The 13028-nt window shown below is 66.2% G+C and carries 14 protein-coding genes; 6 read left to right on the top strand and 8 right to left on the bottom strand.

Annotated elements, in window-relative coordinates; genetic code table 11:
- Nucleotides 1-11: 11 nt before the first annotated feature.
- A complete protein-coding gene (gcvP, locus tag ABD923_RS13480; RefSeq protein ID WP_259549763.1) occupies nucleotides 12-2849 on the top strand; it encodes an aminomethyl-transferring glycine dehydrogenase in 2838 nt (945 codons plus the stop codon).
- Nucleotides 2850-2892: 43 nt separating this feature from the next.
- On the opposite strand, the gene rsgA is transcribed toward gcvP, so the two are convergent.
- Both rsgA and ABD923_RS13470 read right to left on the bottom strand, forming a co-directional pair.
- Nucleotides 2893-3990 (bottom strand): ribosome small subunit-dependent GTPase A, encoded by a 1098-nt coding sequence (gene rsgA, locus ABD923_RS13475; protein WP_259549764.1) that lies wholly within the window; start codon nucleotides 3988-3990, stop codon nucleotides 2893-2895.
- A 237-nt stretch (nucleotides 3991-4227) separates the two neighbouring features.
- Complete coding sequence (locus ABD923_RS13470) at nucleotides 4228-4767, bottom strand: DUF4329 domain-containing protein (protein WP_259549766.1); 540 nt, start codon at nucleotides 4765-4767, stop codon at nucleotides 4228-4230.
- 153 nt (nucleotides 4768-4920) lie between these two features.
- Here ABD923_RS13470 and ABD923_RS13465 point away from each other — a divergent pair, with 153 nt between their 5' ends.
- Nucleotides 4921-5088: a hypothetical protein gene (locus ABD923_RS13465; RefSeq protein WP_259549767.1), complete on the top strand. Its 168-nt coding sequence runs from the start codon at nucleotides 4921-4923 to the stop codon at nucleotides 5086-5088.
- Nucleotides 5089-5443: 355 nt separating this feature from the next.
- On the opposite strand, the gene ABD923_RS13460 is transcribed toward ABD923_RS13465, so the two are convergent.
- The 4 genes from ABD923_RS13460 to ABD923_RS13445 form a co-directional block, all read right to left on the bottom strand.
- Complete coding sequence (locus ABD923_RS13460; RefSeq protein WP_259549768.1) at nucleotides 5444-5983, bottom strand: histidine phosphatase family protein; 540 nt, start codon at nucleotides 5981-5983, stop codon at nucleotides 5444-5446.
- 86 nt (nucleotides 5984-6069) lie between these two features.
- Complete coding sequence (locus ABD923_RS13455; protein ID WP_259549769.1) at nucleotides 6070-6516, bottom strand: thioredoxin family protein; 447 nt, start codon at nucleotides 6514-6516, stop codon at nucleotides 6070-6072.
- Nucleotides 6517-6654: 138 nt separating this feature from the next.
- Nucleotides 6655-6861: a cold-shock protein gene (locus ABD923_RS13450; protein ID WP_222191623.1), complete on the bottom strand. Its 207-nt coding sequence runs from the start codon at nucleotides 6859-6861 to the stop codon at nucleotides 6655-6657.
- A gap of 273 nt (nucleotides 6862-7134) precedes the next feature.
- Complete coding sequence (locus ABD923_RS13445; protein ID WP_259549770.1) at nucleotides 7135-7341, bottom strand: cold-shock protein; 207 nt, start codon at nucleotides 7339-7341, stop codon at nucleotides 7135-7137.
- A 291-nt stretch (nucleotides 7342-7632) separates the two neighbouring features.
- Between ABD923_RS13445 and ABD923_RS13440 the strand changes: the two genes are divergently transcribed.
- A complete protein-coding gene (locus ABD923_RS13440) occupies nucleotides 7633-7836 on the top strand; it encodes a YgaP family membrane protein (RefSeq protein ID WP_259549771.1) in 204 nt (67 codons plus the stop codon).
- A 24-nt stretch (nucleotides 7837-7860) separates the two neighbouring features.
- Nucleotides 7861-8481: an REP-associated tyrosine transposase gene (locus tag ABD923_RS13435; protein WP_345229508.1), complete on the top strand. Its 621-nt coding sequence runs from the start codon at nucleotides 7861-7863 to the stop codon at nucleotides 8479-8481.
- A gap of 94 nt (nucleotides 8482-8575) precedes the next feature.
- On the opposite strand, the gene ettA is transcribed toward ABD923_RS13435, so the two are convergent.
- Nucleotides 8576-10231: an energy-dependent translational throttle protein EttA gene (gene ettA / locus ABD923_RS13430; RefSeq protein WP_222191626.1), complete on the bottom strand. Its 1656-nt coding sequence runs from the start codon at nucleotides 10229-10231 to the stop codon at nucleotides 8576-8578.
- Between the two features lie 111 nt (nucleotides 10232-10342).
- On the opposite strand from ettA, the gene ABD923_RS13425 reads away from it, so the two are divergent.
- Together ABD923_RS13425 and ABD923_RS13420 are read left to right on the top strand one after the other, a co-directional pair.
- Nucleotides 10343-11494: an AI-2E family transporter gene (locus ABD923_RS13425; protein ID WP_259549773.1), complete on the top strand. Its 1152-nt coding sequence runs from the start codon at nucleotides 10343-10345 to the stop codon at nucleotides 11492-11494.
- A 620-nt stretch (nucleotides 11495-12114) separates the two neighbouring features.
- The gene (locus ABD923_RS13420; RefSeq protein WP_259549774.1) at nucleotides 12115-12393 is read left to right on the top strand and encodes a hypothetical protein; all 279 of its coding nucleotides are present in this window, start codon (nucleotides 12115-12117) and stop codon (nucleotides 12391-12393) included.
- Between the two features lie 58 nt (nucleotides 12394-12451).
- On the opposite strand, the gene ABD923_RS13415 is transcribed toward ABD923_RS13420, so the two are convergent.
- Nucleotides 12452-12982, bottom strand: coding sequence for a DUF2059 domain-containing protein (locus ABD923_RS13415; protein WP_259549775.1), 531 nt, complete (start codon nucleotides 12980-12982; stop codon nucleotides 12452-12454).
- Nucleotides 12983-13028: the final 46 nt, after the last annotated feature.

Here is a 13028-nt window from a genome sequence, read left to right as displayed (position 1 = left end):
ATGACAGGCCCATGCCCTGGACGATTTCAGACTACGCCCCGACCGATTTCGCCAACCGCCGCCATATCGGCCCCTCGCCGCAGGAGATGGCCGAGATGCTGGAGGTCGTGGGCGCCGACAGCCTCGATACGCTGATCGACCAGACCCTGCCGGGCTCGATCCGGCAGAAGACCCCGCTCGACTGGGATCCGATGTCGGAGGCCGAGTTGCTGGAGCACATGCGCGGCATCGCGGCGCTGAACAAGCCGATGGTTTCGATGATCGGGCAGGGCTATTACGGCACGCACACGCCGCCCGCGATCCAGCGCAACATCCTGGAAAATCCGGCCTGGTACACCGCCTACACGCCCTACCAGCCCGAGATCGCGCAGGGCCGGTTGGAGGCGCTGCTGAACTTCCAGACCATGGTGGCCGATCTGACCGGGCTCGAGATCGCCAATGCCTCGCTGCTCGACGAGGCGACGGCCTGCGCCGAGGCGATGGTCATGGCCGAGCGCGTGGCGAAATCCAAGGCGCGCGGCTTTTTCATCGACGAGAATTGCCACCCGCAGAACATCGCCGTGATGCAGACCCGCGCCGCGCCCCTGGGCATCGAGGTGATCGTGGGCGACCCCGCCGATCTGGACGCCTCGGCGGTCTTTGGCGCGATCTTCCAGTATCCGGGCACCTACGGGCACCTGACCGATCCGACGGCCCAGATCGCGGCGCTGCACGAGGCCAAGGCCATCGCCATCATGGCGACCGATCTGCTGGCGCTGACGCTGTTGAAGGAGCCGGGCGCGATGGGCGCCGATATCGCCGTGGGCAGTGCGCAGCGCTTCGGCGTGCCGATGGGCTATGGCGGGCCGCACGCGGCCTTCATCGCCTGCCATGACAAGATCAAGCGCGCGCTGCCGGGCCGCATCATCGGCGTCTCGGTGGACAGCAACGGCAACCGCGCCTACCGCCTGTCGCTGCAAACCCGCGAGCAGCATATCCGCCGCGAGAAGGCCACTTCGAACGTCTGCACGGCGCAGGCGCTTCTGGCCGTGATGGCCGGGTTCTTCGCGGTGTTTCACGGGGCAAAGGGGCTTCACGCCATCGCGCAGCGCGTGCACCTGAAGGCCGCGCGGCTGGCCGCCAGCCTGCGGGCCGGGGGCTACGCGCCCGAGAACAAGACCTTTTTCGACACGATCACCGTGCCGGTGGGCGGCATGCAGCACCGCATCATGGCGGCAGCCGTGGCGCGCGGTGTGAACCTGCGCGACGTGGGCGCGGACAAGATCGGCATCTCGGTGGACGAAACCACGACCGAGGATCAGCTCGAAGCCGTCTGCCGCGCCTTCGGCGTGCTCTTTGCCGGGCCGCAGACGCTGCCGGCGATCCCCGACGCGCTCCTGCGCGAGAGCGACTACCTGACCCACCCGGTCTTTCACATGAACCGCTCCGAGGCCGAGATGACGCGCTACATGCGCCGCCTCGCCGACCGTGACCTGGCGCTGGACCGGGCGATGATCCCGCTGGGGTCCTGCACGATGAAGCTGAACGCCGCGGTCGAGATGATGCCGATCACCTGGCCCGAGTTCGCCTCGCTGCATCCGTTCTGCCCGGCCGACCAGGCCGAGGGCTATGCCGAGATGCTGGAGGACCTGTCCTCGAAGCTGTGCGAGATCACCGGCTACGACGCCATGTCGATGCAGCCCAATTCGGGCGCGCAGGGCGAATATGCCGGGCTGCTGACCATCTCGGCCTATCACCGGGCGCGGGGCGACATGGATCGCACCGTTTGCCTGATCCCGGTCTCGGCGCATGGCACCAACCCGGCCTCGGCCCATATGGCGGGAATGGAGGTGGTTGTCGTGAAGGCCGCGCCCAATGGCGATATCGACGTGGACGATTTCCGCGCCAAGGCCGAAGCCGCGGGCGACCGGCTGGCCGCCTGCATGATCACCTATCCCTCGACCCATGGTGTCTTTGAAAAGACCGTGCGCGAGGTCTGCGAGATCACGCATGCCCATGGCGGGCAGGTCTATCTCGACGGGGCGAACCTCAACGCGATGGTGGGCCTGTCGAAACCCGGCGAGATCGGGGCCGATGTCAGCCACCTGAACCTGCACAAGACCTTTTGCATCCCGCATGGCGGGGGCGGCCCCGGCATGGGGCCGATCGGGGTAAAGGCGCACCTGGCGCCCTTCCTGCCCGGCCACCCCGAAACCGGCGGAACCGAAGGGCCGGTCTCGGGCGCGCCCTTTGGTTCTGCCTCGATCCTGCCGATCTCCTACGCTTATATCCGGCTAATGGGGGGCGAGGGGATCACGCAGGCCACCAAGGTTGCGATCCTGAATGCCAACTACCTCGCCGCGCGTCTGCGCGATGCCTACCCGGTGCTCTATACCGGCAAATCGGACCACGTGGCGCATGAGCTGATCCTCGACACCCGCCCGATGGCCGAGTGCGGCGTCACCGTGGACGATATCGCCAAGCGGCTGATGGATTACGGCTTCCACGCGCCGACGATGAGCTGGCCGGTCGCGGGCACGCTGATGATCGAACCGACCGAGTCCGAGCCCAAGGCCGAACTGGATCGCTTCATCACCGCGATGCTGTCGATCCGCGAAGAGGCCCGCGCCATTTCCGAGGGCAAGATCGCCATCGAGCACAGCCCCCTGCGCCACGCGCCGCACACGATGGACGACCTGGTGCACGAATGGGACCGCGCCTATTCCCGGGAAGAGGCCTGTTTCCCGCCGGGCGCCTTCCGCGTCGACAAGTACTGGCCGCCGGTCAACCGCGTCGACAACGCCTATGGCGACCGGCACCTGGTCTGCACCTGCCCACCGGTGGAAAGCTACCAGGAAGCCGCCGAGTGAACTGCGGGGCCGCCCCGAGCAACCGGGGCGGCCCCGCCCGCCCTCAAGGGCGCCATTTCCCGCGTTCGCGCTGCATCCGCTTCACGCCGCGCACCATCTTGCCTAAGGCCTTGTCATCGGCGCGCCGCTCGGCCAGCGAGGCCGAGTTGAAGCGGTCTTCGGCGGCCAGTTTGCGCCAGCGCTCAAGACGCGGGGGCGCGATCTCGCCCGCCTCGACCGCCGCCAGAACGGCGCATCCCGGTTCGGTCTCGTGCTGGCAATCGTTGAACCTGCATCCCACCGCCAACGCGGTGATGTCGGCGAAAACGTCCTCGATCCCGCGTTCGGCATCGGCCAGTTGCAGCTCGCGCATGCCGGGGGTGTCCAGCACCGCGCAGCCCTCGGGCGTGATGTGCAATTCGCGCCGCGTGGTGGTGTGCCGCCCCTTGCTGTCATCCTCGCGGATGGCCTGGGTGGCCGCCCGGTCGGCATGGAACAGCGCGTTCACCAGCGTCGACTTCCCCACCCCGGAGGAACCGAGGAAGGCCACCGTCTGCCCCGGTTTGCACCAATCCGACAGGGCCGCGACGGGCTGCTCGCTCAGCGCGTTGACGGCCACGACCGCCACCCGGTCCGAGATCGCCCGCGCCGCGTCGAGATAGGGGGATACGTCCTCGCAAAGGTCGATCTTGGTCAGCACGATCACCGGCGTCACCTCGGCCTCGAAGGCCAGAGCGATGAACCGTTCCAGCCGCGCCACGTTGAAATCAAGGTTGCACGAGGTCACGACAAAGGCCGTATCGACATTGGCCGCGATCAGTTGAAGCTTGCGCTCCTTGCCGGGGGCGCGGCGGGAAAACAGGCTTTTGCGATGCAGGACCCGGCTCTGGCGCGGGGCGTCGGCCTCGAACAGAAGCCAGTCGCCCACCGTGGCCTCGGGCCCCGGCGGGATCAGCGTGTCGATGCTGTCGCCGATGACATGCAGGCCGTTGCGATGCACTTCGACGACGCGCACGGGCGGCGTCCGCGCCATGTCATCGACGGTGGTTTGCTGCGCGAAGAACGCCTGCCAGCCCAGCCGGGTAAGCGCCGTCTGCGCCTTGGGGGTGCCGGGGTTTGCCTTGGCGGATGTGGGAAGGAATTGGGAATAATCCCGAACCATTGTCTCGGTCTTTCATGATCTGGCCCGGAGAGCCGGGCGTTTTGGTCAAGTGGGGAACAGATGCAAAACGACCAGCCGCACGCAGAAGGCGCGCGTCGCTCAAAGCCTGTTTTGCGATGGGAGGCACCTTTGCCTCCCCACTTCACCGGGACATGAAAGCTCCATGGTTGTGGTGTCAGGGATAGGCCGCGGCGCCGGGCCTGTCAATTTTCGCATCCCATGACCGGGCCTGCGCCCTCAGCGCGACCGTCCGAACCGGCCATACAGCCCGTCCAGCGAGTAGGCCTGCGCGGGGGCCGCGTGCACCTCGTTCACCGAGCCCGGATCGGTCGGCAGGCAGTCGGGGCCGCAGATCTGGCGGATATCGCCCGTCTGGCCGTCGACATACCACAGCCGCCCGCCCGGCGTGCCGACCCAGCCGTTCACGCCCATGCGCATGTCGCCCTCCACATCCTGGATCGACGGCACCTCGTTGTCATAGGGCCGCGCCCAGGCGGCGTGGGTATGCCAGGACGAGATCGCGCGCACGCCGTCTTCCAGCGGCAGCGACGCGCAAGAGGCATGCCCCCCCCAACTGACCTTGGTCGAACTGAAATTGCCGTCGCGATCCACCAGCAGGAAGCCGCAGACCTCGCGGTTGAACCGGATTGAGAGTTGGTTCATCGCCCGCATCAAGCCCATCATGTATTCCGTTTCCTCGGCGCTTTGCGCGGTGGCGGTCGCGGGGGCGCTCAGGGCAAGACCAGCGGCAAGGGCGAGGGTGGCAAATCGGCGCATGACGGGGCTCCTTTCCAACTCTGCAAGGGGAATGATACGCAAGAATTGGCTCGGCACCAGCAAAAGGCGCGTTGTCTTGACATAGATCACTGGACCTTGCGTCACGGCACGCTAGCCTCCGCTTCACCAAAGAACTCAGGAGGCTCTGACGTCATGACCCGAACGGAAATGTTCGACAAGGCCGCCCCCGTCGAAGACGAGGACGACACCGAACTGCTCAAGATCTTTAACACCTGGGGGCGGAGGGCAATGTTCTTCTGCATCTGGACGGCGATGGCCATTCCGGTCCTTCTCGTCATCTACGCCCGGCTGTCCGGCTAAGGCGTCTCAACACCTTTCCAAACATCATTGATCACCAATGCCCCGGACGTGCCCCTGGCGCGACGGGCATTGGTGCTTTTTCTGTCCGGTCTCCATGGGCGCCGGGCGCGGTCAGATCGCGGCCCAATCCGTGAACCGGAACGGCTTGGGGGCCGGGCGACCGGGCAGGGGGGCTGCGGGATTGGTCGGGCGGGGCGTGCGGGTCTTTGCGGGCATCGGTCATCTCCTTCGATCTATGGCTTGGCGCCGATATGCGGCGGGCAATGATCGAAGGGTGCGGCTGGCCCCGCGCGACAGGCAATATCGCGGTCCGGTTATCCGATAGCGAGGCGCAAGGCCCGGTAGGGTGGCGGGTTTACTCGGGTGCGGGCGGGGGGCCGAAGCTCCTCGTTTCCACGGTCAGGACGCCGCCCGCACCGGCCTCGATGATCGCCAACTGGCCATAGGTTACGGGCGTGGCTTCGCCGTCCAACCCAAACGTGTCCCAAAGCCGCCCGAGATTGCCGGTATTGCCGACCCAGATCACCGAGCGCCCCGCCGCAAGGCCGGGCAAGGTGTCGGGCACAGTGTCAGGGTCGATCAGCGTCATCTCGATGCCCCGCGCCTCGGCCAACGGGCGGGCGCTGTCCATGTTACGCGGCAGCTCATGGGTAAAGATCGCGTCCAACGGCACGTCGGCGATGGCCTCGACCAGTTGCTCGGCCCGGCGAATGCCCATCAGGTTGAGATTGCCGTCATCGCGGTCCATGTGCCGCACCAGCACGATGCGCGTGCCTTCGGGCAGAGTGCTGGCGGTGCCGGCATCGCCGCCGCCCCCCAGCCCGAACGGCATGCAGGCGGTCAGCCCCGCCACAAGCCCAAGCGCCAGGGCGGCGCGTCGTGTGAACCCTGTCATGATGTCAGCCCCCAAATAGCGGGCCGCCCATCACGACCCGCCGTCAGGCTAGCATCCCGATCCGTTTTGGCAAAAGCCCCGCCGAGTCAGGCCGTCTGCGCGGCGGCATGTCCCTGAACGAAGGCCACGATATCGCGCGTGGCGCGCGCGCCCGCGATGCGCCCGCGCTCCTGTCCGTTCTGGAACAGGATCAGCGAGGGGATCCCGCGGATGCCATAGCGCTGCGTGGCGTCGGCATGGACCTGCGTGTTCACCTTGGCCAGCCGCGCGCTCGGCACCAGCTCTTTCGCGGCGGCCTCGAACTGGGGCGCCATCATCCGGCAGGGCCCGCACCAGGGTGCCCAGAAATCCACCAGCAGGGGCAGGGTGTCCGTCCGCTCGGCCTTACGCAGGGTTGCGGTGTCGATGTCGCGCACGCGCGGCTCCATCAGCTTGGCGCCGCAGGTGCCGCATTTCGGATGCGCCGAGAGCTTGTCGGCCGGCACGCGGTTCACGCTGGCGCAGGACAGGCAGGTAAGCTTGTGATCGGCCATGGCGGGCCTCCTGTAATTGACTTGGTCAATATATCGGACGTCTTGCGCAGCCATGCAAGGGGCCCGGTGACCTGCCATGAAAAAGGGGCGCTGCCCGAGCCGGGCGCGCCCCTTTCGAATTCGTCGCGACTGCGGGCCTTACTGGGCCTGCAGGTTCACCGCGCTTTCGCGGCCGTCACGGCCGGCTTCCAGGTCGTAGCTGACCTTCTGGTTATCGGCGAGGCCGGTCAGGCCAGAGCGCTCGACAGCCGAGATGTGGACGAAAACGTCCTTGCCGCCCGAGTCGGGCGCGATGAAGCCGTAGCCCTTGGTGGTGTTGAACCATTTCACGGTGCCAGTGGCCATATCCGTGGTCTCCTAGTCTTTTGTTCTCCGCCCGCGAGATTGCGGCGGCGTGGCGTCAGTCGGTAGCAGGGTCGAGACTGAAGCCTTGTGTAGAGGAGACAGTTGGTCGAGTGCGGTAACGATCGCACCGCACATATGAGCGGAGTCGCTTGCGAAATCAAGGAAAAGCTACGCGCCAGTAGCCCGTCGGCGCCGTTTGGCCGATAAAAAAGGGCAGCCGCAGCCGCCCTTTCCAAATGTCGCTCGGCGGCGCGGTGCACCGCCGGGTCAGCCTCAGACCAGCGCCAGGTTGACGGCGCTTTCGCGGCCGTCACGGCCGGCTTCGAGGTCGAAGGTGACCTTTTGCCCGTCCGACAGGCCGGTCAGGCCCGAGCGTTCCACGCCCGAGATATGGACGAACACGTCCTTGCGGCCGTTCTCGGGCTCGATGAAGCCGAAGCCTTTGGTGGCGTTGAACCATTTCACGGTGCCATTGGCCATCGTGAGATCTCCTCAATGAATGCCGCCCGCGGAATGCGGCGGCCCGGCTCAGTCAGTGCAAGATCGAAAGACTGTGGCCGGTGAGGGAGAACAGCAGGTCGAAAGAGAATAACAGTGCACCCGCCTCATGCACCCTGCGCGCCCGGAACACAAGCGATAGTTGTAGAAACTTGGAGGAAAACGACTTTCGGCAGCCTTGTGCGCCGTTAAAAGTTGACATAGGTAATTAAAAGATGCATCTTTCCGCGTCCCCGGGCCTTGCCCGACCACCAGACAGGAGATCGACCGACCATGAGCCTCGACCGTGCCGTTCTCGCCTTTGCCGGCGTGATGATCCTTCTCAGCGTGGCCCTGACCGTCTGGGTCAGCCCGCTCTTCATGTGGTTCACCGTCTTCATCGGGCTGAACATGCTGCAATCGGCCTTCACCGGCTGGTGCCCGGCGGCCATCCTGTTCAAGAAGCTCGGCGTGAAAGAGGGCTGCGCGTTCAACTGAGGCGTTCACCGCGTGTTAACCGGCATGGGGCATCCTGTGCCCATGCCGAATTACCGCCGCCCCAGCCCGTCCCCCGTGCCCGTGTTCTTCACGGTCTGCCTTGCGCAGCAGGGATCGACGGCGCTTATCGACCATCTCGATATCTTGCGAGAGGCCGTGCGCCTGACCCTCAGGGACCGCCCCTTCGATATCCTCGCCTGGGTCGTCCTGCCCGATCACATGCACGCGGTCTGGCGCTTGCCGGAAAGCGATCCGAATTATTCCCAGCGTTGGGGACGGATCAAATCGCGGTTCACCAGGGATTTGCGCGTGCGATTGCGTAGACCGGGCCTTGGCCCGGAGTCGTTTCCAGCCGAGTTTCCGGAAATTGCAAAGGGCAGGTTTGCCGGGCTGAAGCCCGGTCTACGGACGGACAAGCGCGAGCAGGCGGTTTGGCAACGCCGGTTCTGGGAACACCATTGCCGCGACGACCGCGACCTTGAGGCGCATATCCGCTATTGCTGGGGCAACCCGGTCAAGCACGGGTTTGTCACGCGTCCTGCGGACTGGGTTGCATCCTCGATCCACCGCGATATCCGCTTGGGCCCGGTGGAGCCGGAATGGAGCGGCTCCGTCCCCGACGGAGACTTCGGAGAGGCCGCGTAAGGCGGGACGTGTCCCGCCGCCAACGGCCAGACGCACAACCGGCTGGAAAATCCCGCCGGACGCCGCCACCGGCGCAGGCGGGATCAATCCCGCCCTACCGCACGAACTTCTTGTACTTCACCCGCTTGGGCTCCAGCGCATCCGGCCCCAACCGACGCTTCTTGTCTTCCTCGTAATCCTCGAAATTGCCCTCGAACCACTCCACATGCGCCTCGCCTTCGAAGGCGAGGATATGCGTGCACAGACGGTCGAGGAAGAAGCGGTCGTGCGAGATGATCACGGCGCAGCCCGCGAAATCCTCCAGCGCGTCTTCCAGCGCGCGCAGGGTCTCCACGTCCAGGTCATTGGTCGGCTCGTCGAGCAGCAGCACGTTGCCGCCCGATTTCAGCAGCTTGGCCATGTGCACCCGGTTACGTTCCCCGCCCGAAAGCAGGCCGACCTTCTTCTGCTGATCGCCGCCCTTGAAGTTGAAGGCCGAGCAATAGGCGCGGGAATTCATCGTCGCGTCGCCCAGTTCGATCACCTCGGCCCCGCCCGAGATCTCTTCCCAGACCGTCTTGTCGGCATCCAGTGCATCGCGCGACTGGTCCACGTAGGACAGTTTCACCGTGTCGCCGTATTCCAGCGTGCCATCGTCGGGCTGTTCCTGCCCGGTCAGCATGCGAAACAGCGTGGATTTGCCCGCGCCGTTCGGGCCGATCACGCCGACGATCCCCCCCGGCGGCAGCGAGAAGCTCAGGTTCTCGATCAACAGCTTGTCGCCGTAGCCCTTCTTCAGGTTCTCGACCTCGATCACCTTGGACCCGAGGCGCGGGCCGTTGGGAATGACGATCTGCGCGCGGCTGACCTTTTCGCGTTCGGACTGGCTGGCCAGTTCCTCGTAGGCGTTGATCCGGGCCTTCTGCTTGGCCTGCCGCGCCTTGGCGCCGGCGCGGATCCATTCCAACTCGCGCTCCAGCGTCTTCTGCTTGGACTTGTCCTCGCGCGCTTCCTGCTCCAGCCGCTTGGCCTTTTGCTCCAGCCAGCTGGAATAGTTGCCCTCGTAGGGGATGCCGCGGCCGCGGTCCAACTCCAGGATCCAGCCGGTGATGTCATCCAGGAAATAGCGGTCGTGGGTGACGATCAGGCAGGTGCCCTTGTAGTCGATCAGGTGCTGTTGCAGCCAGGCGATGGTTTCCGCGTCCAGGTGGTTGGTCGGTTCGTCCAGAAGCAGCATGTCCGGCGCTTCCAGCAGCAGCTTGCACAGCGCGACGCGGCGGCGTTCGCCGCCCGACAGGTGCTCGGGCATCGCGTCGTCGGGCGGGCAGCGCAGGGCCTCCATCGCGACGTCGATCTGGCTGTCGAGGTCCCACAGGTTCTCGCTGTCGATCTGGTCCTGCAGCGACGCCATCTCCTCGGCGGTCTCGTCGCTGTAGTTCATCGCCAGTTCGTTGAACCGGTCCAGCTTGGCCTTCTTCTCGGCCACGCCCAGCATGACGTTCTCGCGCACGGTCAGGCTTTCGTCGAGCTGCGGCTCCTGCGGGAGGTAGCCCACATGCGCGCCCTCGGCGGCCCAGGCCTCGCCGGTGAAATCCTTGTCCCAGCCCGCCATGATGCGCAGCAGCGTGGATTTACCCGCGCCGTTCACGCCCACGACGCCGATCTTCACGCCGGGAAGGAAGCTGAGGCGGATGTTCTCGAAGCATTTCTTGCCACCGGGATAGGTCTTGGAGACGCCATCCATGTGATAGACATATTGATAGCTGGCCATGGAATCCTCTTGCAGGTTTGGGCGGAGTGATAGCGGGCGCGCGGGGCAGGGGCAATCGCCCGGAACCGATCACGGCACGGTGCGTTGAGCGTGATCGAAAGGAACCCTGGCTTGGCCGATGACAGCACCCTCCCTCTCGCCCGGCGTGGCGAGGACCCGCCCGCCCTGCCAATGGATGCGCAGGGGCGGGATCTGCACCATATCCGCGTGGTGCTGACCTTCATCGCCATCCTTGCGGCCGGGGCGGCGACCTATTTCGCCCGCACGCTGCTTTTGCCCATCGTTCTGGCCGTGCTCATCACCTTGACGCTGCGCCCCGCCGCGCGCGCGGCCATGCGCCTCGGCATCCCGTCCACGCTGGCCGGTCCGGCGCTGATCCTTGCGCTCGGCTCCGGGGTCGGCGTGGCGATCTACGCGGCCTCCGGCCCGCTTGGCCAACTGGTCGAGGAAGCCCCCCGCATCGGGCAGGAACTGCGCTGGAAGCTGCGCGAACTGACCGCCTCGGTGGCGCAGATGCAGGAAATGGCGCAGGACGTGCAGGACATGGCGCAGGGCGACCAGGGCGGCCCGAGCCAGCCGCAAGAGGTCGTGGTCGAAGGCCCGGGTTTCCTCGGCACGATGGTGTCCAGCCTTGCGGGGGCGGGCACCTCGCTGGCGCTGGCCTTCGTGCTGGCGATCTTCATGCTGGGCGCGGGCGACACGCTCGAGGCGCGCATCGCCGCCGCGCTGCCCTCGCGGTCCGACAAGATGCGCGCGCGCCGCATCATCTCGGACGTGGAGCACAAGGTCTCGCGCTACCTTGCCGCGATCACGGTGATCAACGCGGGGCTTGGCGCATCGGTCGGCCTGTCGCTCTGGGCGCTGGGCATGCCCTATCCGCTGGTCTGGGGCATCGCGGCCTTCCTGCTCAATTTCCTGCCCTATCTCGGCGCGATCCTCGGCATCGCCGCCGTGGCCGCCGTGGCGCTCGTCACCTTCGACACGGCGGGGCAGGCGCTGCTCTGCCCGCTGGCCTATTTCGTCCTGACCTCGATCGAGGGGCAGTTCGTCACCCCGATGGCGCTGGGGCGACAACTGGCGCTGAACACGCTCGTCGTGCTGCTGACGGTGACGATCTGGGTCTGGCTCTGGGGCGTGGCGGGCGCGTTTCTGGCCGTGCCGATCCTCGTCTTTCTCAAGGTCATCACCGACCACGTGCCCAGCATGAACCGCCTCGGGCTCCTGCTCGAGTCCCGCGGTGCGGAGCAGCACGGGGCCGCCTGACGCCCACGGCGCCGTTGCCGAATTGCTGCGGTTTTCCGCCCGTCCCGTCGCCTTGCAGAATAGCGCTTGGTCGTTTCGCCATCGTCGGGCTATAAATCTCCCACTCAGACCCAAGGAGTGTCCCATGGACCGGATTTACGCCATTCGAAAGAGCTTCGAGCTCTCGACCCCGTAACCGCGGCGCGCGTATTCCTGTCCGAATCCGAAGGCCGCCACATGACGCGGCCTTTTTTCATTTCCGGATGCCTCCTCACGTGGCGGCTTTCTTCACCAGAGGAAAGCCAGACATGCACAGCAATTCACTCATCCTTCGCCTGTCCGCCTTGCGGACGTGGTTCGCACGGCCCTTCACGGTCGCCCAACGTTCGGCGCGGGTCCGTCGACCGCAAACCGGAGGACCGCGAGGCACCGTCGACATGCCGGATGCGCTCAGGCGCGATGTCGGCCTGCCGCCGCGCGATCATTGCCGGCCCGAACCGCAGGCGCCCCCAGTTCCATTCGATCCCTTCCGGTTCTTCTGACCCGAGGGGCTGAGATTTGACGGGCCACCCCCGCCCCCCGGCGTGCTGCGCGACCGGGCCGACGGGGGTGTGCCCGATCCGATGAAAGGAGGCCAAGCCATGGCTTTCGATCCCGGCCGCCGCTTGGTGATTATCGGCGGCGCCATCTTCGTGCCGCGCGTGATGCGCGGTGTCGCGACCCATCTCTTCGACGTGCACCGGCTCGCCACCGCCTCAGCCGATGACGTCGCCCTGCGCGGCGCGCGGGAGGTGGATTACGGCAGGCTCCTTGACGTGCCTGTCGGCGATACCGTGCAACTCGTGATGGATGTGACGGGCGCGGACACCCCGCCTGACCGGGCTGGCCCGGGCGACAAGCGCGCCCGTCCCGGCCCGTAAGGCACATCCGTTCAGAAAAGGCCCGGGGCCGCGCCACGCGTGGCCCCGGCGCCGCCCCTCAGCGCAAAGCGTCGATCAGGCGCTGGTTCATCGCCGGGTCGGTCGTCAACTGGATGCCCTCGGCCTCCAGCCGGGCCGCCATGCGCGGGCCCAGCATCGGGCCCAGTTCCATCCCCACCCGGCTGCCGATATTTGCCCCCTGCTGGGTCAGCATCGGGGTCTGAGCCAGCAGCGCCTGTCCCGGTGCCGACCGGTAAAAGGCGAGGATCCCCGCCAGTTCCTCGGCCGTGAAGGCGTTCAGGTAGACCGGCACGGTCTCTTCCTGCATGCGTCGGGTGAACTCCGACAGCATCACCTCGGTCAGGATCGCGGTGAAGCGCTGCGGATCGGCCAGGTTGATTCCCTGCGCCCGCAGATCGTTCTGAATGGCCGAGGCGATGATCGGGCCTTGCGCCGTCATCACCGCGCCGAACAGGTCTTCGGTCATGGTCAGGCCAACGATGGCCTCGGCATCGGCGCGCGGGTCGGCCTGCACCGGAAGGGCAAGGCACAGCGACAGGGCAAGGGCGGAAAGGGAACGGCGGATCATGGAAATCTCCAAGGAAAAGACCGGAAAGATACGCGGATCATGACGG

Origin of the sequence: [Roseibacterium] beibuensis, from assembly GCF_039542305.1 — a bacterium.
Lineage (GTDB): Bacteria > Pseudomonadota > Alphaproteobacteria > Rhodobacterales > Rhodobacteraceae > Roseibacterium > Roseibacterium beibuensis.
The sequence above is the reverse complement of the archived record's forward strand: the minus strand, read 5'-3'. Positions and strand labels throughout refer to the sequence as shown.